Here is a 19,547-nt window from a genome sequence, read left to right as displayed (position 1 = left end):
AAAAAGCTGCCTTAACGGCAGCTTTTTTCATCTACAAATTGTTTAATTCGGTCATGAATGGCATCCCTCACGGCACGGAATTGGAACATGATTTCTTCCTCGGTGCCGGTAGCCTTCGCCGGATCGTCAAATCCCCAGTGCCACTTAACGACATTTTCATTGGCAATGACCGGGCAATGCTCGTCCGCATGCCCGCATAAGGTAATGACGTAATTAGCCCGGTTTAATAATTCGACATCAATCACATCGGAGGTATTGCCCGAAATATCCACTCCCGCTTCTTTCATCGCTTGCACGGCTTTCGGATTTAGTCCGTGCGCTTCCAAGCCGGCGCTGTACACCTCGAATTCGTCTCCGCCCAGCAGCTTCATGAATCCGTCCGCCATCTGGCTTCTGCACGAATTGCCCGTACATAGGAAATATACGATAGGTTTTGCTGTCATCCGTATCCTCCTGTCATGGCTATGCCACTTGTTTTTCCGCTTCTTGTTTTTTGCCGGATTTCAACCTGAAGAAAAAGGCGAGGGCAACACCCGCTGCCAATAGGAATCCCGCAATCGCAAAGCCAACATACACGTTAAACGAATGAATAAACTCAAGCCAGATATATAACCCGGCCAGCGTGATAAACAAGGTCGGCACGGTTAATACGAAGCCTGCTTTCATATAAGAGCCCCATGAAATCTTCACGTCCTTCTTCGCGAGAACATGAAGCCATAACAAGGTGGCCAGCGAACCGATTGGCGTCATCTTTGGACCCAGATTGCATCCAATCACATTCGCGTAAACCAACGCTTCCCGGATCGCGCCTGCCGTAGCTGTCCCCTTGATCGCTAAGGCATCAATCATTACCGTTGGCATGTTGTTCATTACGGAGGATAAGATCGCCGACAGGAAGCCCATACCCATCGTTGCGGCAAAAAGTCCATGGTCGGCAATGGCTTGAATGATGTTCCCAAGCGCATCCGTAAGTCCCGCGTTTCGCAGCCCGTAGACCACGACATACATGCCAATCGAAAACACAACAACGGTCCATGGAGCTTCCTTCAAAACCTTCTTGGTCTGAATCGCCGGGCTCCGGCGGGCGAACAGCAAGAAGACCAAAGACACGGCCCCCGTAATGATCGATACCGGCACATGAATAAATTCGCTGGCCAGATAGGCAACAAACAGAATCGCCAACAAAATCCAGGACAAGCGGAACAGCTTGTGATCTTTAATCGCTTCTCTTGGTTCCTTCACCTCGCGGACATCGTAATCCGCGGGAATGCTTTTCCGGTAAAAAAGATACAGCACAAGAAGGCTTGCGCCAAGCGAGAAGAGGTTCGGGATGATCATCCTGCTGGCATATTCCACAAAACCCGCTCCGAAATAATCGGCCGAAACGATATTTACCAGATTGCTTATAATGAGGGGCAATGATGTCGTATCCGATATAAAACCGCCGGCCATAATAAACGGCAGGATCATTTTACTGTCGAACTTAAGCGCCCTGACCATGGCGAGCACAATTGGCGTAAGGATAAGCGCTGCTCCGTCATTGGCGAAAAAGGCCGAAACCGCTGCGCCAAGCACAATGACGTATACAAACATTCTTCTGCCGTTTCCTTTAGCTAGACGGGCCATATGAAGGGCTGCCCACTCAAAGAAACCAATTGCGTCAAGGATCAACGAGTTCAGGATAATGGCGATAAAAGCAATCGTTGCATTCCATACAATGCCGGTTACGGTTCCTACATCCGCAAAGCTGACAACGCCAAAAAGCAACGCCAGTACAGCACCGCCTGCGGCTGACCAGCCAATACCAAGCCCTTTCGGCTGCCAAATAACAAACGTTAACGTAATCAAAAAAAGAATAATTGCTATAAATGCCACTTGTCGTTCCCCGCTTTAATTCATATCGATTCGGTTAATAATTGCAATTTGCAACTATTATCCAAAAATAAACTCCTCTATAGAGGAGGTAAACAGCAATGAGAACTTTGCCCCATCGCCTCATTTAATAGTTGAAGACTTTCGAGCACCTGCCTTTTTTTATCTGCGGGCACATACTGAAAAATGCTTAAGATATAATCTTCCATTGCTTCCGCAACGGCCTTCTGCTGCTCAGGTGTCCCTTTGCCGTCAAGGTCAAGGTTACGTATCGACGGTCCTTCTGATCCGGTTCGCGACTGAGCAGCTCAAGCTCAACCAATTGCTGGACCTGCCTGCTTAACGTGCTTGCTTTCACGCAGAGCACATCCGCCAGCTCATTCAACGATAGATTCGGACGCTTGTGCAGCTCATACAGAATATGGCTTTGAATAACGGAAATCCCGAATCCCTGGGCTCCGCCCTTCTGCTGCAGGCCGAATCTTCTAACGACGCCTTGCAGTATTTCGCGCACATCCACATACTGCGGCAATTGTTCCATTCCTGCATCACCCGCAATAGTTATAACACACAATAGTTGCGACCTTCAATTACTTATTTTTCTTATTCCGTACCTCCGTCCTGCTCATAAACAAACCGGATAATATCCGCGTAAAACAATGCTTTGTCTTCACCCTTCAGCGCATGGTCAGACCGGGCGTACTCTTTCACGCTGACCGCTTCACTCATCCGTTTGTACCTGGCCAGATCCTCTTCCGTAACCAAAGAGCCCTCCCGTTGTCCCCTTGCCACCATAAGCGGCAGCTGCAATGGCTGGTCCAGCGGAATTTGAACCGACTCCCGTTGTATTCCCCATACTGCGTCCGTCCGTATGTTGGATGTACGGTTATATGGAATCAGATAATGATGGATATAGTCCTCCGCCCAGCCGTCAGGCATCGCCCGATGTTCGGGCGGATAATCGCCAACGATAAAGGAACGCACATCGTTTGGAAAGGCATGGGCGTATTGCAGCGCATAGGATACCCCTCTTGAATAAGCAAACAGATGGAAGCTCTTCACCCCGGCATCCCTCACGACGGATTCCAGATCAGTCAGATGATCCTTCAGATCGTAACCAGCCTCTGGGGTATCGCTTTTCCCTCTTCCGCGGAATGATAACAGAATGCATCGCCTTGGCGCCGCCGCTTCCATAAAATCCAAATATTCTTCCGCCGTTTCCGATAATCCCGGGCAGACTACAATCGGAACCAACCTTTCATCCGCTTCGTCTCTTGAATCGTAATAATGAATGCTGACCTCGCCATTACGCGCGTAATACTCGCTTACCCCCATGCTTTCACCGCCCCTGCCTCAATTTAAATGGCTTTATTATAGCACTCAAGTATGAAGGTGATATATACTTTGTTGCATCATATTGATTTTTGTCGAATTAGCAAGTATGGTAAAAGATGACAGAAATATCAACTGTAGGTGACGGTAATGAGATCAACCATTCTTCTGATTACAGGCATAATTGTACTGGTTATATGCTCGGTCTACCAGATTCAACATGTCTCTTCCATAGAGAAACCCCAGCAAAACTATTCCGTCATCAAGGAATGGGACTACCAGTGGCTGTACAAGCCTAAGGAATCCTATCAACCGGCATGGATCGCAGAGGGAGACCCGACAAAATGGCAGCATGCCGACACCGAGCAGCCTATGCAGAAGCGGGCAGCCGGTGCCGATGCCCTGATCCTGCGCATCACACTTCCGTCCCTGGATTGGAATACGCCGGGAATATGGATAAAACGTGCTTACGGGACTGCTGTCAGCGTAGCTCTTGAACATCGGGAAGGCCTGCTCTATAACATGGAAAGATCGTATCCTTACGATGTGAACTATACGCTCCTCCCTCTGTCCGATGCGACAAAAGGCAATCACTTGCTGATCCTGCTCCGTTTATCCGATGAGAGACAATCGCTGGAGCCTGAAATGGTCATCGGAGATTACAATCAGATGCTTCCCGAATATGAGCGTTACGGATTGATTGAATTGGTCTATGGCGGTTCGTTTATGTTCATTGCCTTAATCATGATGACTTGCCTGTTTTTTCTTAAACGCGAGCAAATGGTGCTGTGGATGTCTTTATGCCTGATCATCTTATGCCTGGGTGAAATTATACTAGCCTACTCTCCCGCTCTATACCACCATTATTATGCTTACGGAAAACCGTTTCTCGATTTGTTTGATCTAGCCCTGTTCCTGCTTACTCCTGCTCTCGCGGTCTTTTTCGAACAGACTCTTGGACCTGGCATTCACGGCATTATAAAAAAATTCAGAATCGTCCTTATTCCGGTTACGGTCTTGGTTATTGTGTTATGGGCGCTTGGCAAAACCATTGTTCCGGGCATAAGCCTTAGCTTGCTTCAAGTTGTACCGCTTACCTTTATCGCCGCTATTCAATTTCTCATTCTGACTGTTCACGCGATTGGTTACGCTTGGAAGGGGAACCGGGACGCGATTATGATTTCCGTCGGATACTCCGTCTTCTTCAGCGTGTTTATTTCGGAGATTATTATCTATTTCCGGGATGAGACCTATCATCTGATCTATTGGAAGTGGGGGCTGCTCGCCTTCCTGCTGTCGCTCATTGCCGTGATGGGCAGGCAATTCTCCCGCAACCACGACCAGCTCGTTAAATATTCCAAGGAGCTCGAAATGTTCAACCGGGAAATTCAGCGCGCGGAGAAAATGGAGCTGATCAGCCATCTGGCCGCTTCTATCGCGCATGAGGTACGCAATCCGCTGCAGGTGACGCGCGGATTCATTCAATTGGTAGGAGAAAAGGCCGTAAACAAGGAGAAGCAGTTCCTGCAGCTGGCCGTACAAGAGCTCGACCGCGCGTCCAGCATCATTACCGAGTTCCTCACGTTCGCCAAGCCTCATCTGGAAGATATAAAGACCTTGAATATTCCGGAGGAATTGAATCAGATTCAGGATATCATCTCACCGCTTGCCGCAATGCAAAGCACAAGGCTTGAAGTCATCGCGGAACCGGACCTTTATGTGCTCGGCAGCGCCGAGAAGTTTAAACAGGCAATCATAAATATGATCAAAAACAGCCTGGAGGCCATATCCAGCTTTGACGGAGCCGTATCCATTCTGGCCAACAAGGAAGATAATGAGGTTCTCATCCGGGTAATCGATAATGGCGAAGGGATTGATCCCGAGAAGCTAAGCAAGCTTGGCGAGCCCTATTTCTCCAACAAATCCAAGGGAACGGGCCTTGGTCTCATGGTCACCTTCCGGATTATCGAGGCTATGGAGGGTTCGATCCGCTTCAGCAGCACCAAAGGGGTTGGAACGGAAGCCGTCATCCGCCTTCCCTCCGTTTCGACGAACCCCTCGGAAGCACCCTTTCCGGAAAACTGACGAGAAAAAGCGCCCCGTTTGTCATAAACGGGGCGCTTTTTATTAATCCAGCCAGTTGATCAGTCCGGCAATTGCGAGACAGACCAAAGCCAGCAAAAAGGACCAGGTAGCAACTTTGTTTCTCATTCTTTTATCCGATGGCTGCTCCGAATTAAAATTGCTTCTTTGCTGCTCAGGCGTTGTCCAGGCTCCCAAAGCTACCCCGGATATCAAAATAAATCCACAGCCGATATAGATGAATAATTGAAACATGGGTTCGCCTCCTGCTGCTGTTTCTTCGTTAAGTATTGTATACGGTTCAATACCGAAAAAGTTTTTCTCAGGATGCAAAAAAAAATAGACAGTCCCGCTCAGGACAGTCTTCTCGAACCTTTTATCTGTATATGATCTCCTATCCCCTGCACATCGTCTATCTCGAATAACTCGGCTCCTGCCGGAATGGCGTTTTTCCGCAGATGATATCCCGGCCAGACCGCTACTGCTGTAATGCCGCTCAATTCGCCCAGCAGCCGTTCGTCTTCCGCCCGCCTCACGATTACAAGCTTCGGCAACCGCTCCGCCTTAAACCCTTCAACAAGGATAAAAGCCTCCGCCGGCGCTTCTCCGATCAGCTCAAGCAATGCGGAAGGCTTTTCCTTCACAATAGCCGTCCGGTCTGCCGAAGTAATCGCCGACCAGACCGCTCCGGAGGAACGGTGCCTGGCGGTATCCGTATGGGCCGGCTCCGCTTCGAATGAATGCCCGTCATGCTTAATCGTTGCGACCGGCACGCCGCGGGATACCAAATAATCGATCAGCCGGCACACGAGCGTTGTTTTGCCCGTATTTTTATAGCCCGTAATCTGATACACGGCTGCTGCCATGGCTACACCTCCTTTCGAATTTTCGCTTCTTCGTATTGCTCAGGCGTATTGATATTGTCAACAAAGCTATGGGAAATGCCGGCCGCCTTAAACTTCTCCTCCGGAACCTTGGCATAGTTGATCCTCTTCAGAAATCCGTTCATGCTGTAGTCGCCTTCCCGCAGACAACGCTCAACCTGTTCCAGGCACTCCGCGCGGTAAATAGCATGAAGAGGATGAAGCCGACCATTCACTTCGGGCACGGCAGCCAGACTGCCGCTCTCTTCCATCCGATGCTGCAATATAGCGGCAGCCTTACCCGATACGAAAGGCATATCGCAAGCGGATATCCACAGCGCGGAATAACAATTGTATTCAAAAGCGGTATGAAGAGCCGCAAGCGGACCTTGACCGGGCGCCGCATCAATCAGGCATGGCAGCCTCAAGCCGGAGAGGAGCTTAGCTTGATCCTCCGAAGCGACCACGGCCGTCACGCTGCCGCATAAGGGCAGCATGTTGTCACGAACGCGCTCAATCATAAACTGCCCGCCGATCGGCAGGAGCGCCTTCATTAATCCGCCCATTCGCCTGCCTTGGCCACCGGCCAATATAATGCCGCCAATCATTCCTTCATCAGCCCCTTCTCCTGCTCCTCCAACAAATATTCAGCAAGAGGCTGAACCTTTACCGCGCTTGTCTTGAAATCCGGCATCTTGCAATTCGGATCCAGAAGAGCATGGGTTGCCCGGTTCACGTTCTGGGCATCTCCCCAATGCATCGGGATAAATAAAGTATCCTCGCGAATATCCGAAGTCACCTTCGCGCGAACGATAACCGTTCCCCTGACGGATTGCACGCTGGCGAGCACGCCATCCTCAAGCCGGTATTTCCGCGCTGTCGACGGGTGAATCTCCAATATGTTTTCCACCTCGCGGGCAGCCAGGACGGGACTTCTTCGCGTCTGCACTCCCGTTAGGTAATGGGACAGCATTCGGCCGTTTGTCATGTACAGCGGATATTCATGATTAGGCTGCTCGGCCGGAGACTGACTGTCTACGGTCTGGAATACGGCAAACCCGTCCTGATGGGCGAATCGTTCTCCGAACAACCGCGGTGTTCCCGGATGGTCAAGAGAAGGGCATGGCCAATAGATCCCTTCCTCCTTGCGGAGCCTTTCGTACGTAATGCCGTAATAATCCGCAATGCCACCGCGGCTTGCAACGCGCAGCTCATTAAAAATGTCCTCCGGCTGGCGGAAGGTGAAATACTTTTCTTTGCCAAGCCAATAAGCCAAGTCGCATAGAATCTGCCAGTCATGACGCGCTTCACCCGGAGCCGGACGGCCAGCCGGACGCAGAAGAACCCTGCCCTCCAGATTCGTCATCGTTCCCTCGTTCTCGAGATAGGAAGTCACAGGCAGTACGATATCGGCGAGCTTTGCGGTTTCCGATAGGAACATATCCGCAACAACAAGGAATTCCAACCGTTCCAGCGCTTCTTCCACCAGAACGGCGTTTGGGTTCGATACAATCGGATTAGAGCCCATGACGAACAGCCCTTTTATATCCCGGCTATGAACAAGCTCCATCATCTCGTACGCGGATACTCCTTTGCCGGGAAGCTCTTCCGGTTCAATCCCCCATACGCCCGCTATATAAGCGCGGTCCTCCGGATTTTCGATCAATCGGTAACCGGGCAGCTGATCCGCCTTTTGCCCATGCTCGCGTCCGCCTTGCCCGTTCCCTTGTCCGGTCACCGCGCCATAGCCGCAGCCTTCCTTGCCGATTTTGCCCGTGACCAGAACCATGTTAAGAAAATTTCTTACGGCCATATGCCCATCCGCATGCTGCTCAACGCCGCGGGCAGTAAAGACCATTCCCGTACGCGCTTTGCCAAAGCTGATTGCCGCTTTGCGGATCAGGTCCAAGCTTACGCCGGTAATGTCAGTCATTTCACCAAGGTCCAGCGAATCCACATGCTCCTTCACCTCGGCAAAGCCCTTTGTCCTGCTCTTGATAAAGGCTTCGTCAATCAGCTTCTCGTCAAAAATAACCTTCAGCATGCCGTTCACCAGAGCCGCATCCATACCGGGCTTCACCTGCAGATGGACATCTGCGATAGAAGCGGTGGCCGATACACGGGGATCAATAACAATGATGATGGCCCCGTTTTCCTTCGCTCTCGTAAAATACGGCATCAGCGTCGGCTGGCATTCCGCGATGTTAGTCCCCGCCAAAATAATGCATTCGGCTAGAGGAATATCCGACAGCTTGTTTGTCAGGCCGCGGTCGATGCCGAAGGTTTTTACGCCCGCCGATGCCGCCGCCGACATGCAAAACCTGCCGTTATAATCAATATATTTGGTCTGCAGGGCTACCCGCGCGAACTTGCCCAGCAAATAGGCAGATTCGTTTGTAAGTGATCCGCCGCCGTAGAGACCAACGGCATGGGCGCCATGCTCCGCTTGAAGTCCGGACAGCCGGCTGCTGACCGCCTCGAGAGCTTCTTCCCACGTCACCTGCGTCAGCTTGCCGTTTTTGCGAATCATCGGGTGAAGCAGCCTTTCCCTGCTGACCGCATGCTGATACGCGTTCATCCCTTTCACGCATAACCGGCCTTCCGAAGCTTTGTTCGGGATCGCCGTTACCTGATAGGTCGGCCGCCGTCCCAAGCGGTCCTCCACAACCTCCATCTTGCATTGCACGCTGCAAAAGGGACATTGCGTGGCCATCACTTGCCTCGCCTGCTCCACCGAGAATGTCATTGTTTCTACGTGCCGCTCCATACCATCTCCGCCCTTTCCGCCGCCTGCCACCGGCTGAGTAAATCTTCTTGCTCTCCGCGATCCAGAAGCTTTTCCCTAAGCGGCTGGAGGCCGATTCGCTCAAGCCATTTCCAAGGACGCTCCCCGTAATAAGCGGATTCCCGGTACCACTGAACGCAGGCTGCCGCCAGCTGCATGGCTTGCTCCTCCTCCGCCTCTACCGCAAGCAGCTGCGCTTGCTTGACCGGATGCTCCGAATGGCCTCCAACGTAAACCTCCCAGCCGGCAGGTACGGCGGCAAGCCCAAAATCCCGGACCAGGACGTCCGAAGGCTTCAAATAATGGGCAGACCGCTCGGTTTGCACCGGATAAGGCAGTTTGAGTTCCCGGGTATCCCATGATAACTCCTTGCGCTCATCGTCCAACAACGGGCTTACTGTCTTTTTGGATTCCTGGATCAATCCCATATAATAAGGAATGGCGCCGCGGCAAACGACGCAGCCGTCTGCCTTGCTCCATCCTAGCTTTTCTCTTGCCTGCGCCGCGTTTGCGTACTCCCGTTCCGCAATTTCGGCTTTTACTTCTTCATGACCAAGCTCGGTACAGCCGCAGATTGGCACCGCCTTTTTGGTTCCGCCTCCTGCTCCCGCCAGCACGCTTGCCAGCACCGCGCCAACGAGCTGCTTGCAGCCGCCGCACGAGCCGGATGCTTTTGTCTTATCCCGGATCTGCTCGACCGTCTGCAAATTGTCTTCCTGGATCGCGCATGCGATAGCTCCCTTGCTGACGCCGTTGCACGAGCATACGGTCTGGTGATCGGCCATCGCAACAACAGCCTCATCGGCACCGCCGGATGCCCCCTCTGGCTTCTCAAGGAGTATCTTCGCATCCGTTTTCTTCTTCAAGTAATCAAGCAGCTTCATACCCTCGGAACTATCCCCGTACAATACAGCTCCGGCTATTTTTCCGTTTCTGACGGTTACTTTCTTGTAGGTACCCTGAAGACCGTTATATTGCTGCAGCGCCACCTCAACATCGCCTTGAATGTCTCCTGCCGAGAACACGTCCACCCCGGACACCTTCAGCATGGAATAAGGAATGGAGCCTTTGTAAGGAACGTTATCTGTATCCGTCAGTACCTTGGCCAGCACTTTGCCCTGCTCGTACAGCGGGGCGACCAATCCGTATACCGTCCCGTTATGCTCCGCGCATTCTCCAACCGCATAGATATGAGGCACGTTAGTCCGCATGTAATCGTCGACAAGAATAGCCCGGTTCGTGGCAATTCCGCTGTTAACGGCTACCGCGATGTTGGGACTGATCCCGACGGCCAAGACGATAAGATCAGCCACAAGCTTGGTGCCGTCGCTGAACAACAGCCCTTCCGCCCTTTTGCGGCCGATAATTTTCTCCGTCCGCTTCTCCATCCAGAACCGCATGCCCTGCTGCATTAGCTCCCGCTTCAGCATATCGGCCGACATCGCATCCAGCTGCCTGTTCATCAGATAGGAGGCGTTATGAACGACATGCACCTCCATGCCCAGGTTAAGCAGACCGCGCGCAGCTTCCAGCCCCAGCAGGCCGCCTCCGATAACCGCCGCTCTCCGATAGGATTCCGAGGCTTCGATCATCGTCTCGCAATCTTTTATGTTGCGAAAGGCCGTTACGCCAGATTTCTGAATACCCGAGATCGACGGGACAAAAGCCGAAGATCCCGTTGCCAATATAAGTTCATCGTAAAGCACCGTCTTGCCCGATTCCAGATAAATGCTTTTTCCAACCGCATCGATCCGCACAGCCTTCTCGCCCAGCAGCAGCCGGATCCCCCGCTTCTTATACCAGGCAAAGTCATTGATGGTTATATCCGAAATGGAGGTATCGCCCTGCAGCACTTTCGACAGCATAATCCGGTTGTAGTTCGGATGCGGCTCATCTCCGATAATCGTAATTTCGAAGGCTCCGGGCGATAACCGGTCTATCTCCTCTACGCATCTTACGCCTGCCATTCCATTGCCGATTACCGCTAGTTTCCTTGTCGTCACAACGTTAATCCTCCGTTTGCCATATGCGTTAGTAATAGAAAAGAAACGATTTCCCCTTTCGCCGCACCTCTTCCGCCCGCCGGGATTACGGCAATGGCGTTTGCTTCCGCGAATGCCGCAATATTTCCCGATTTGTCATTGGGGAGGGGTGCAATTCGCCATACCCCAAGCTCCATGGTTGCTATCGAGCGAATATATCGGGGATAAGGGCAAGGCTTGCCGACCGAATCCTCCAGCTTCCCTTTTAACCATTGATTGCGGTAATTTTTCATTCCCTTAAGCCATTGAACGGCCGGCTTCACCAGCAGCTCGAGACCGGAATAACAAGCGGACGGATTACCCGACAAACCAAACAGCAGACAGCCCTCTTTTTTAAAAGCGGAGGTTGGGGTTCCCGGCCTCATCAGCACCTTCGTAAACATCGGCTCAAAGCCGGCGCTGGCAGCGGACCGCTCAACGTAATCATGGTCACCGACCGATATCCCGCCTGTCGTTATCACTATATCGGCCTGCTCCGCGGCAAGCCTGATTTCATTAGCCAGAATGGCGGGATGATCCGGAACCGGCTTCCGGCGGGTGACTTGAGCGCCAAGCTGCTTCAGGAAAGCGTAAACTACAAGTCCGTTAGCGTCATAAATCCGGTTTGCGGAAAGCGCCGTACCCGGTTCCTGAAGCTCATCGCCAACCGGCAGAACAACGATCCTGGGCTTCACGCGCACAACCGCTTCAGCCTGCCCGTAAGAGGCCAGCACCGCCATTTCTTTTGCCCCGATCACGGTTCCTTTCACAAGAATCAGCTTGCCTGGCGCAAGATCCTCTCCGGCTTCCGCGATATGTCGGCCTGCCGGATGCGGACGGTCTATTCCGATCCACAGGGGCTTCCCGTCTTCTCCGTAAATGGGGGTAACCACTTCCTGCATGACAACGGTATCGTAACGATGCGGCACGGGCGCACCCGTAAAAATCCGCACGGCATCCCTATCATTAACCGGCCGGTCTACGGTACACTCCTGAGCCCATTCCTTGGATGTGCCCGCCTTAACCTCCGCAATCACTTTAAGCATGACCTCACTGCCCGGACCGGCTTCAAGCAAGGTTTGAGAGCGTACGGCATACCCGTCCATAGCAGCCCGGCGGAACGGCGGCATTGGAAACGGCGTAAAGAAATCTTCCGCCAGCACTCTGCCCACGCAATCCTCCAAGGGCAGCTTTTCGGTTCGAACGGGGGACGCTCCCCCGCACAAATGACGAAGCGCTTCTTCTACGGATACAACAAGCTGCTGCTTCTGCAAGGTAGTCATTAGACATTCCCTCCCCACCGTACAAAATGAACATAAAAAGCCCGTTCCCTATATAAATAAGGAAGCGGGCTCCGTTGCCAAGGTCGACAGCACATCGTTGTGCTGATCATTTGTTTTGAGCATAATGGAAGTTTATTTACATGTCAATATAAGTTACACAAAAATATCGAATACCGCTTTGTTTTAGGATTATTTAAAAATTTGGTGTTAAGTTTATTGACATGTATTTGACAATTCACCTATAATTCGAATTGGGTTCACAATGATGTGACCGTACGATCCGGCGGGTACAATGCTGTACCGCCTTCGGCAAAGAGGCCGCTTCTGTCCGCAAGGGCAGTTTGCGGCCTTTTTTTAATGTTGAAATGAAACGAAAATCAGACCCTCGTCCCGGGAACGCGAGTCTGCAAACAGAAAACACAGAAATATATCCATTGGAGGGAATTGGTTATGAGCAACCCTACGTCGTTCTGGAAAAGCGGTCATAAGCCTTCATTATTTAGCGCCTTTATGTATTTCGATATCAGCTTTATGATCTGGGTACTGATTGGACCGCTTAGCGTCGTTATTATCGGAGATTATGATATGACGCCGGTTCAAAAAGCCAACCTCGTTGCCCTGCCGGTGCTTGGCGGCTCCATTCTCCGCCTGGTATTTGGCTTCCTTACCGACTATATCGGACCAAAGAGAACCGGACAGCTCGGTATGCTGCTTACGATGATCCCTCTTGTATGGGGCTGGAAATTTGTTGATTCCCTGTCGGATCTGCATATCGTTGCCCTCATGCTTGGTGTCGCAGGCGCATCGTTTGCCGCTGCACTTCCGCTTGCAAGCCGCTGGTATCCGCCTCAATATCAAGGTCTCGCCATGGGAATCGCCGGCGCGGGCAACAGCGGAACGGTCTTCTCCACCTTGTTCGCCAACCGGATCGCCCAGCATTTCGGAAGTTGGGAAGTGGTTTTTGGCCTTGCACTTATTCCGATCACAATTGCCTTCATCGTCTTTACAATCTTCGCGAAAGACAGCCCGAACCAGCCCGCTCCAAAAAAGCTGTCCCAGTACGCAAAAATATTAAAGCAGCGCGATACCTGGCTCTTCTGCATCATGTACGGCGTTACGTTTGGCGGCTTTGTTGGCCTTTCCAACTACCTGACGATCTTCTTCAACACCCAATACGGCTTGTCTGCCGTCAAAGCAGCCGATTTCACTACGCTATGCGTCATCGCGGGCAGCTTCTTCCGTCCGATTGGCGGCTACTTGTCCGATAAGCTTGGCGGCATTAAGGTTCTGATGATTTTGTATACCGGTGCGGCTGTTATGCTCGCAACGATTTCGAGTCTTCCGCCTCTCTATCTCGTGATTGGCCTGTTATTCGTAGGCATGATGTGTCTTGGCGCCGGCAACGGCTCCGTGTTCCAGCTCGTACCGCAGCGGTTCGGCGACGAGATTGGACTGGTAACGGGGATCGTTGGCGCAGCCGGCGGACTGGGCGGATATGCGCTGCCGCTTATTCTGGGCAACCTGTATCAGTCCACGGGCTCCTACACGCCGGGCTTCCTCATTTTGTGCGGCATAGCGCTGTTAAGCGTCATTATGCTTGCGATTGCCCAGCTGGACTGGAAGAAAACCTGGATCGGGGAAGGCGGCAAAGCACGCAGCGTGTGAGATAGGACGCGCCAACATTTTGTCCGATCCCGCATGAAAAATCTTTCCGTGAGGGTTATAATGGGAGCAGGACGGAATAGAAAGAGGAGAATCACGCATGCGCTTTATCGACAATCACAATATCACGGACCCGACGCTGAATCTGGCGCTCGAGGAATATATTTTACGTTCGCTGCCGGAAGACGAGTATTTGCTGTTCTACATTAACGAGCCGTCTATCATTATCGGCAAGAATCAGAATACGGTTGAGGAAATTAACGCCGAATACGTCAACGAGAACGGCATCCATGTGGTGCGCAGGCTGTCGGGAGGCGGCGCGGTTTATCACGATCTCGGGAACCTTAGCTTCAGCTTCATCATGAAGGATGACGGCAAGTCGTTCCACAACTTCAAGAAGTTCACGGAGCCCGTTGTCCGGGCATTACGCAAGCTTGGCGTTGACGCGGAGCTGTCGGGACGCAACGACCTTCAGGTCGGCGAACGCAAAATTTCCGGCAACGCCCAATTTGCTACCAAAGGAAAAATGTTCAGCCACGGCACTCTTTTATTTGATTCGGAGATTGAGAACGTCGTTTCGGCGCTTAAGGTTAATGCGGAGAAATACGTCTCGAAAGCAACCAAATCCATTCGGAGCCGCGTTGCCAACATCTCGGAATTTTTGAAGGAACCAATGACCATTCAGGAATTGAGACAATATTTGCTGGAGTCGATATTCGAAGGCGAGCCGGAAATTCCGGTTTACGAGCTTACTGAAGAGGATTGGGCGAATGTCCGGAAGCTGGCTGACGAGCGTTACCGCAGCTGGGACTGGAATTACGGCCGCTCCCCTGCCTTTAACGTCCGTCAGACAAAGCGCATTGAAGGCGCGGGCACTTACGACATACGCCTGCAGGTGGAAGAAGGCAAAATCGTGGATGCCGCCGTATTTGGCGACTTCTTCGGCAGAGGCGAGACAAGCGAAGTGACTTCGAAGCTGATCGGCACGCGTTACGACGCGGAATCGCTCGGCAAGCTGCTGGATGAGATCGACGTGAACTTCTACTTCGGCCCGATTACGAAAGAGCAGCTGTTGTCGCTCATGCTGTAAATAGGCTTAAAACTAAAAACTCGGATGTGCTTGTCCTTGATAAGCGCATCCGAGTTTTTAATTTTGTGCTATTTGTCTAACGTCCTATAGATCTTTTTGACTCTCCTTAACTGAGCTTCCGTGAGTTGCTGCTCTCTTGCACGCAGTACCTTCAGGAAAGCCTCCTTATTTAGAGCCGTCACGGCAAGAAGCGCGCTTTCCGAATGCTGCGGAACTTCCTTGGGCCTGCAGCTTTCAAGATGGCGGAGCAGGATCGGAAAAATTAACTTGTTGTTGTCCTCGTTTGCTGCCGCTAATTTCGAAAGCGTAAGAACAGCCTTGTCCACGGTTATGACTGAACCTTCGTTCATGGCTTTCGCGATTTGACCGTAATGCTCCATAATCGCTTCCGATTCCGCATCCGCAATGGTGGACAATGCCGTCATCCCGCCCCATACCAGCCGATTATCCGAACTGTCCAGCAGCTCGATGAATCGTGCAGCGAATGGGCTTATCAGGTCCGGCCGAAGCTCGCCAATCTCATAGGCAACCTTGATGCAATCATGCCGAACCTTTTTATCCTTACCGGACAAATTCTCGATGATATCTTGTATGCCGGCAAGATTTTCTTCGCTTGCCAGCCTTCGCGCAAGTTCAATATTAGGTTCCTCGTCATTACGGCCAAGCCTGGAAGCCAACACATTCACAACGGACACGATATCCCTCTTTCGCACAATAAATAACCTACTCGCCTAACACAAACTGCAGCCCCGACCAGAATACGCGGATTGCGAAATAAACAAAAAGCAGAGCCGAGAAAATCGAAATGATCCTCACGAACTTTGCGCCTAGCGCTTTGCCTGCCCGCCCGCTTAGGTAGGCCATGCCAAGCGACCACAATAAGCCGGCGGAAAAGAAGCCCGCGATAAATACCGCAATCGTATAACGGCTATCGCCGTGAACCTCGGCTACAATCGGCCCCGCCGAAGCGACAAACCACAGCATAACCGTAGGCGACGACAAGGCCGCTCCGAGTCCAAACAGAAAATCCGCGAGCCTCCGCTTGGGCTGCTGCCCTGCTTCCGATTCCCTCGCCTTCCAATCGATCATTCTCGGATGGAGCGATTCTTTCGCCATTTTATAAGCGAGCAGAAGCAAAACCGCCGTTCCCGCAATCCATAAAATCCAACGAACGACGGTAATCTCGAGTATAAAGCTGAACCCGATCAGCGCAAGCGCCAGATAGGTCAAGTCTCCAAAGCATGAACCGAAACCTATCATAAAGGAAGGCTTAAAGCCGCGCTCGACCCCGGTTTTAATAATGGCAACGTTCACCATGCCCAAATCCAAACATAGAGATAAAGAAAATAAAAAGCCTTGTATGAATGCTAACCCTAAGACCATCTAAACGTTCACTCATCCTGCTTCAAAGATTTAACCCGGTACCAGTATTCGTATTGCGTCTCGAAACCGAATTTGTCATACAGCCGGTTTGCGGGTTGGTTCGCCTGAACGACCAATAAATAGGCTTTATCCGCCCCGTTCCGCTTCCCCCAACGAAAAATGTGCAGCAGCAGCTGATAGCCAAGTCCTCGATTACGGAACCTCTCGGAGGTGACAATATCGTACAAGCCGATATAGCCATGCTCGATTACGCCGATTCCGCATGCCGCCGGAACCCCATCCGCATACAATGTGACAAAGCATTGGCGGAGCGGCATGCCGGTCAGCATCTTAACCGCCGTTTCCCGCTGCTTGTCCGAGAGCGGCATCATCTGCGTAAATTCATCCAGCCAGTGTTCGCTAAGCCGTTCGTCGATCCGGCATGCGAAGTCTGCCGGCTCCGGAAGATCCTCCAGCGCCGCCGTCTTCACGTAAACGGGATCCACCATCCGGTAGCCCCGCTCCTCCAATAGAGTATCCAGCTGACTAGGTCTTGCAAACGGCGTGATTTTAAATACCGCGTCCAAACCGCGCTCCGCGTACAGCTTCTCGCAGTGAACGATTTTTTCCATCACTTGGCCATGGCTCTCGTACAGCGGCATCACGCAATTCGAACGCTTCGTATAACCATCCGCGAACCGGAGGAGCCAGCCGTCGTAAACGACCGTCTGAAGAGACGGCCATGCGTTGAGACTTAACTCTTCTATCATCTGATGCAGCGTGTTCGTCTGCATGTCCAACGTCCTCCTTTTCATAGAAGATGAAACCGTTCCAGCTGCGCATGTAGATTTTCCCGCAAGAGAATTTCTTTTTGCTTAGGCCCCAACAGGTCAAAATGCGGGTATTTATCCCGTCTATGAATATATCTCGGATTGAGACCGTTATCCCTGCACCATAACGCAAGCTTGTCCAGATCGGAGCAGCCTACCTTGGTTACGGTCTTCATGCCCGGAAAACGCGGATCCACCCAATAATGCGTCAGGTAGGCAATCTCCCCGCGGGCGACCGCTTCCTTCCATGCCGTCACTTCAGACCTGGAAATCCCGAATGCCATCGCGCTCTAAGCTCCTTTTTCACGAATAAATGCGTTTTACTCTTCCGACTTGGCCGTCAGTGAGACGTACCTTGATGCCATGCGGATGCGTCGGCGAATTCGTAAGCAGATCCTTTACGATGCCGCGCGTCAGCTTCCCCGTCCGCTGATCCTGCTTCAGGACAATATCCACCTCAAGCCCCGGCTTCACCGAAGCGCGCTCTGTACCGCTATTCATTGTTGATCATTCCTTTGTTTGCATGTATGCTTAATAGCTTATGACGCCCAGCATAGCATATGTAGATGAAAGATGCACTTCCAAGGCACAACTGGTATACTAAACGATAAACGAGTTCGATGAAATGAGGAACATATACAAAATGTCAACTGAATTTATTTCCATGGGTATTATCCCGGAACTGACCGATGTCCTGCAATCCAATGGGATTACGAGTCCAACTCCCGTGCAAAAGAAAGCAATCCCCGTCCTGCTGTCCGGACAAGACGTCATCGCTCAGGCCCAAACGGGGACGGGTAAAACGATCGCCTTCACCTTGCCGATTCTGCAGCGCATCGACGTCGAGAAGGAGCAGGTTCAAGCGCTGATTCTGACTCCGACGCGCGAGCTGGCTATCCAGATTACAAGCGAGCTGAAAAAGCTTGCCGCGGCGGTTGGCGCCAAAGTCCTTGCCGCATACGGCGGACAAGACGTAGACGCGCAAATTCGCAAGCTTAACAATTCGCCTCACATCGTTGTGGCTACGCCCGGCCGCTTGATCGACCATATGAGACGCGAGACGATCAACCTCGGCAAGCTGAAGATGCTTGTACTCGACGAAGCGGATCAAATGCTTCACATGGGCTTCCTGCCCGAAGTGCAAAATATCGTTGAACAGACGCCTCGCGCCCGTCAAACGATGCTCTTCTCGGCTACCATGCCGGATCAGATCAAACGTCTCGCCGAGAATTACATGAAGACTCCGGTCGACATTAAAATTCAAAGCGCGAATGTCACGTTGGACAATATCAAACAGCTGGTTATTGAGACGACTGACCGCGGACGCCAGAAAGCGCTGATTTCCATGATCGAAACACAACGCCCTTACCTGGCCGTTATTTTCTGCCGCACGAAGGTTCGCGCAAAAAAACTAAACAAGGATCTTCAAGACCACGGCTTCGAATCGGACGAGCTGCATGGCGATCTTACGCAAGCCAAACGCGAGCAGGTCATGAAGCGCTTCCGCGATGCGAAGCTTCAAATTCTGGTCGCAACGGACGTGGCGGCACGCGGCCTTGACGTTGAAGGCGTTACCCATGTATTCAACTACGATGTGCCAACCGACTCCGAGATTTACATCCACCGGATCGGCCGGACAGGCCGTGCCGGACAACGCGGCGTGGCAATTACCATCGCATCGCCTTACGACCGCGGTGCGGTTGCCCATATCGAGCGCAGCATCAATGCTGTACTTGAGCGCCGCACGGTTGAACCGGACGGCACAATCGTGAAGACTAGCGCTCCGCGTTCCGGCAGCGAAGGCAAGAGCTATGACAAAAAACCGGATCGCGGAGGCCGCGGTCGCGGCAATCGCGACTTCAAACCGGCCCAAGGCGGACGCGGCGGCAGAAGCGAGCGCAATGAGCGCGGCGCGGGTGCAGGCCGTTCGCAAGCAGGCGGACGCGGCAAGCCGGAACGAGCTGCCGTCAGCGGCACAGAGGGCAATCCGTGGGAAGCTGCTGCTCCCGAACGCGGCGGCAGAGGCGGCGAACGCGAATCCGGACGCGGTGGCAGAGACGCTCGCGGCGCTAACCGCGGAGGCAGAGGCGAACGGACTCAAGGCGGTTCTGCTCGCGGCAATACGCGCGGCGCGGCAACCGGCAGCGGCAGAGGCGAACGGAGCCAAGACGGCGCAGCACGCGGCAATACGCGCGGCGCGGCAGCCGGCGGCGGCAGATGGGAAGGCCGTCCAAGCAGCGGCAAAGATTCACGCGGCTCGGGCGGGGGCGCTCCACGCGGCGGCAGAGATTCGCGCGGAGGCAATAACGGCGGCGGTTCCCGCGGTCCTGCTCCCGGCGGTCGACGCGGACGCAACAGATAAGCA

General features: G+C 52.5%; 19 protein-coding genes. 4 read left to right on the top strand and 15 right to left on the bottom strand.

Translation table 11 applies throughout. From position 1 onward, the window contains the following. Positions 1-11: 11 nt before the first annotated feature. The 4 genes from arsC to ACR9FF_RS10700 form a co-directional block, all read right to left on the bottom strand. Positions 12-443 carry an arsenate reductase (thioredoxin) gene (gene arsC, locus ACR9FF_RS10715; RefSeq protein ID WP_435170963.1) on the bottom strand — a complete coding sequence of 144 codons (432 nt, stop codon included), beginning with the start codon at positions 441-443 and terminating at the stop codon, positions 12-14. A 19-nt stretch (positions 444-462) separates the two neighbouring features. Further along, positions 463-1,875 (bottom strand): arsenic transporter, encoded by a 1,413-nt coding sequence (locus ACR9FF_RS10710; RefSeq protein ID WP_435170961.1) that lies wholly within the window; start codon positions 1,873-1,875, stop codon positions 463-465. Positions 1,876-2,062: 187 nt separating this feature from the next. Continuing rightward, positions 2,063-2,413, bottom strand: a complete 351-nt coding sequence (locus tag ACR9FF_RS10705; protein ID WP_435170959.1) for a MarR family winged helix-turn-helix transcriptional regulator — start codon at positions 2,411-2,413, stop codon at positions 2,063-2,065. 62 nt (positions 2,414-2,475) lie between these two features. Further along, entirely contained in the window at positions 2,476-3,207 is a 732-nt protein-coding gene (locus tag ACR9FF_RS10700) for an alpha/beta fold hydrolase (protein ID WP_435170957.1), read from the bottom strand. A 147-nt stretch (positions 3,208-3,354) separates the two neighbouring features. Between ACR9FF_RS10700 and ACR9FF_RS10695 the strand changes: the two genes are divergently transcribed. Then, on the top strand, positions 3,355-5,289 hold the full coding sequence (locus tag ACR9FF_RS10695) for an ATP-binding protein (RefSeq protein WP_435170955.1): 1,935 nt from the start codon (positions 3,355-3,357) through the stop codon (positions 5,287-5,289). Positions 5,290-5,331: 42 nt separating this feature from the next. Here ACR9FF_RS10695 and ACR9FF_RS10690 read toward each other — a convergent pair whose 3' ends face one another. The 6 genes from ACR9FF_RS10690 to ACR9FF_RS10665 all read right to left on the bottom strand — a co-directional run bounded on the left by ACR9FF_RS10690 (position 5,332) and on the right by ACR9FF_RS10665 (position 12,238). Next, a complete protein-coding gene (locus tag ACR9FF_RS10690) occupies positions 5,332-5,541 on the bottom strand; it encodes a DUF5316 family protein (RefSeq protein WP_435170953.1) in 210 nt (69 codons plus the stop codon). A gap of 98 nt (positions 5,542-5,639) precedes the next feature. Then, positions 5,640-6,152 (bottom strand): molybdopterin-guanine dinucleotide biosynthesis protein B, encoded by a 513-nt coding sequence (mobB, locus tag ACR9FF_RS10685; RefSeq protein ID WP_435170951.1) that lies wholly within the window; start codon positions 6,150-6,152, stop codon positions 5,640-5,642. 2 nt (positions 6,153-6,154) lie between these two features. After that, positions 6,155-6,757, bottom strand: a complete 603-nt coding sequence (mobA, locus tag ACR9FF_RS10680) for a molybdenum cofactor guanylyltransferase (protein ID WP_435170949.1) — start codon at positions 6,755-6,757, stop codon at positions 6,155-6,157. Then, the gene (gene nasC, locus ACR9FF_RS10675) at positions 6,754-8,916 is read right to left on the bottom strand and encodes an assimilatory nitrate reductase catalytic subunit NasC (protein WP_435170947.1); all 2,163 of its coding nucleotides are present in this window, start codon (positions 8,914-8,916) and stop codon (positions 6,754-6,756) included. Before nasC ends, mobA begins: the two co-directional genes overlap by 4 nt. Next, entirely contained in the window at positions 8,901-10,937 is a 2,037-nt protein-coding gene (gene nirB / locus ACR9FF_RS10670; protein WP_435170945.1) for a nitrite reductase large subunit NirB, read from the bottom strand. The genes nasC and nirB overlap by 16 nt, the downstream gene beginning before the upstream one ends. Then, positions 10,934-12,238: a molybdopterin molybdotransferase MoeA gene (locus ACR9FF_RS10665; protein ID WP_435170943.1), complete on the bottom strand. Its 1,305-nt coding sequence runs from the start codon at positions 12,236-12,238 to the stop codon at positions 10,934-10,936. The genes nirB and ACR9FF_RS10665 overlap by 4 nt, the downstream gene beginning before the upstream one ends. 450 nt (positions 12,239-12,688) lie before the next feature. Between ACR9FF_RS10665 and ACR9FF_RS10660 the strand changes: the two genes are divergently transcribed. Both ACR9FF_RS10660 and ACR9FF_RS10655 read left to right on the top strand, forming a co-directional pair. After that, positions 12,689-13,903 carry a nitrate/nitrite transporter gene (locus ACR9FF_RS10660; protein WP_435170941.1) on the top strand — a complete coding sequence of 405 codons (1,215 nt, stop codon included), beginning with the start codon at positions 12,689-12,691 and terminating at the stop codon, positions 13,901-13,903. Positions 13,904-14,000: 97 nt separating this feature from the next. Then, complete coding sequence (locus tag ACR9FF_RS10655; protein ID WP_317980271.1) at positions 14,001-14,990, top strand: lipoate--protein ligase; 990 nt, start codon at positions 14,001-14,003, stop codon at positions 14,988-14,990. A 68-nt stretch (positions 14,991-15,058) separates the two neighbouring features. Here the strand turns inward: ACR9FF_RS10655 and ACR9FF_RS10650 are convergent, their stop codons facing one another. From ACR9FF_RS10650 to ACR9FF_RS10630, 5 genes are read right to left on the bottom strand one after another with little or no spacing between them, the layout of a single operon-like run. Continuing rightward, on the bottom strand, positions 15,059-15,685 hold the full coding sequence (locus ACR9FF_RS10650; protein ID WP_435170938.1) for a hypothetical protein: 627 nt from the start codon (positions 15,683-15,685) through the stop codon (positions 15,059-15,061). Positions 15,686-15,713: 28 nt separating this feature from the next. Next, positions 15,714-16,373: a LysE family translocator gene (locus ACR9FF_RS10645; RefSeq protein ID WP_317980273.1), complete on the bottom strand. Its 660-nt coding sequence runs from the start codon at positions 16,371-16,373 to the stop codon at positions 15,714-15,716. Between the two features lie 8 nt (positions 16,374-16,381). Then, a complete protein-coding gene (locus tag ACR9FF_RS10640) occupies positions 16,382-17,146 on the bottom strand; it encodes a GNAT family N-acetyltransferase (RefSeq protein ID WP_435170936.1) in 765 nt (254 codons plus the stop codon). Positions 17,147-17,163: 17 nt separating this feature from the next. Beyond that, positions 17,164-17,466, bottom strand: coding sequence for a hypothetical protein (locus ACR9FF_RS10635; protein WP_127496532.1), 303 nt, complete (start codon positions 17,464-17,466; stop codon positions 17,164-17,166). A 19-nt stretch (positions 17,467-17,485) separates the two neighbouring features. Next, positions 17,486-17,683, bottom strand: a complete 198-nt coding sequence (locus ACR9FF_RS10630) for a YwbE family protein (protein WP_127496533.1) — start codon at positions 17,681-17,683, stop codon at positions 17,486-17,488. 142 nt (positions 17,684-17,825) lie between these two features. Here ACR9FF_RS10630 and ACR9FF_RS10625 point away from each other — a divergent pair, with 142 nt between their 5' ends. After that, the gene (locus ACR9FF_RS10625) at positions 17,826-19,544 is read left to right on the top strand and encodes a DEAD/DEAH box helicase (RefSeq protein WP_435170933.1); all 1,719 of its coding nucleotides are present in this window, start codon (positions 17,826-17,828) and stop codon (positions 19,542-19,544) included. Positions 19,545-19,547 lie beyond the last annotated feature (3 nt).

Origin of the sequence: Paenibacillus glycanilyticus (genome assembly GCF_051200795.1) — a bacterium.
Taxonomy (GTDB): domain Bacteria; phylum Bacillota; class Bacilli; order Paenibacillales; family Paenibacillaceae; genus Pristimantibacillus; species Pristimantibacillus glycanilyticus.
Note: the sequence above shows the minus strand (reverse complement) of the source record. Positions and strands in the feature narration are given on the sequence as shown.

What these genes read in the sequence shown, in the direction of transcription:
- arsC (WP_435170963.1), bottom strand. Translation starts at nt 443, where the DNA reads ATGACAGCAAAACCTATCGTATATTTCCTATGTACGGGCAATTCGTGC.
- ACR9FF_RS10705 (WP_435170959.1), bottom strand. Translation starts at nt 2,413, where the DNA reads ATGGAACAATTGCCGCAGTATGTGGATGTGCGCGAAATACTGCAAGGC.
- ACR9FF_RS10700 (WP_435170957.1), bottom strand. Translation starts at nt 3,207, where the DNA reads ATGGGGGTAAGCGAGTATTACGCGCGTAATGGCGAGGTCAGCATTCAT.
- ACR9FF_RS10695 (WP_435170955.1), top strand. Translation starts at nt 3,355, where the DNA reads ATGAGATCAACCATTCTTCTGATTACAGGCATAATTGTACTGGTTATA.
- ACR9FF_RS10690 (WP_435170953.1), bottom strand. Translation starts at nt 5,541, where the DNA reads ATGTTTCAATTATTCATCTATATCGGCTGTGGATTTATTTTGATATCC.
- mobB (WP_435170951.1), bottom strand. Translation starts at nt 6,152, where the DNA reads ATGGCAGCAGCCGTGTATCAGATTACGGGCTATAAAAATACGGGCAAA.
- mobA (WP_435170949.1), bottom strand. Translation starts at nt 6,757, where the DNA reads ATGATTGGCGGCATTATATTGGCCGGTGGCCAAGGCAGGCGAATGGGC.
- nasC (WP_435170947.1), bottom strand. Translation starts at nt 8,916, where the DNA reads ATGGAGCGGCACGTAGAAACAATGACATTCTCGGTGGAGCAGGCGAGG.
- ACR9FF_RS10665 (WP_435170943.1), bottom strand. Translation starts at nt 12,238, where the DNA reads ATGACTACCTTGCAGAAGCAGCAGCTTGTTGTATCCGTAGAAGAAGCG.
- ACR9FF_RS10660 (WP_435170941.1), top strand. Translation starts at nt 12,689, where the DNA reads ATGAGCAACCCTACGTCGTTCTGGAAAAGCGGTCATAAGCCTTCATTA.
- ACR9FF_RS10655 (WP_317980271.1), top strand. Translation starts at nt 14,001, where the DNA reads ATGCGCTTTATCGACAATCACAATATCACGGACCCGACGCTGAATCTG.
- ACR9FF_RS10645 (WP_317980273.1), bottom strand. Translation starts at nt 16,373, where the DNA reads ATGGTCTTAGGGTTAGCATTCATACAAGGCTTTTTATTTTCTTTATCT.
- ACR9FF_RS10640 (WP_435170936.1), bottom strand. Translation starts at nt 17,146, where the DNA reads ATGCAGACGAACACGCTGCATCAGATGATAGAAGAGTTAAGTCTCAAC.
- ACR9FF_RS10635 (WP_127496532.1), bottom strand. Translation starts at nt 17,466, where the DNA reads ATGGCATTCGGGATTTCCAGGTCTGAAGTGACGGCATGGAAGGAAGCG.
- ACR9FF_RS10630 (WP_127496533.1), bottom strand. Translation starts at nt 17,683, where the DNA reads ATGAATAGCGGTACAGAGCGCGCTTCGGTGAAGCCGGGGCTTGAGGTG.
- ACR9FF_RS10625 (WP_435170933.1), top strand. Translation starts at nt 17,826, where the DNA reads ATGTCAACTGAATTTATTTCCATGGGTATTATCCCGGAACTGACCGAT.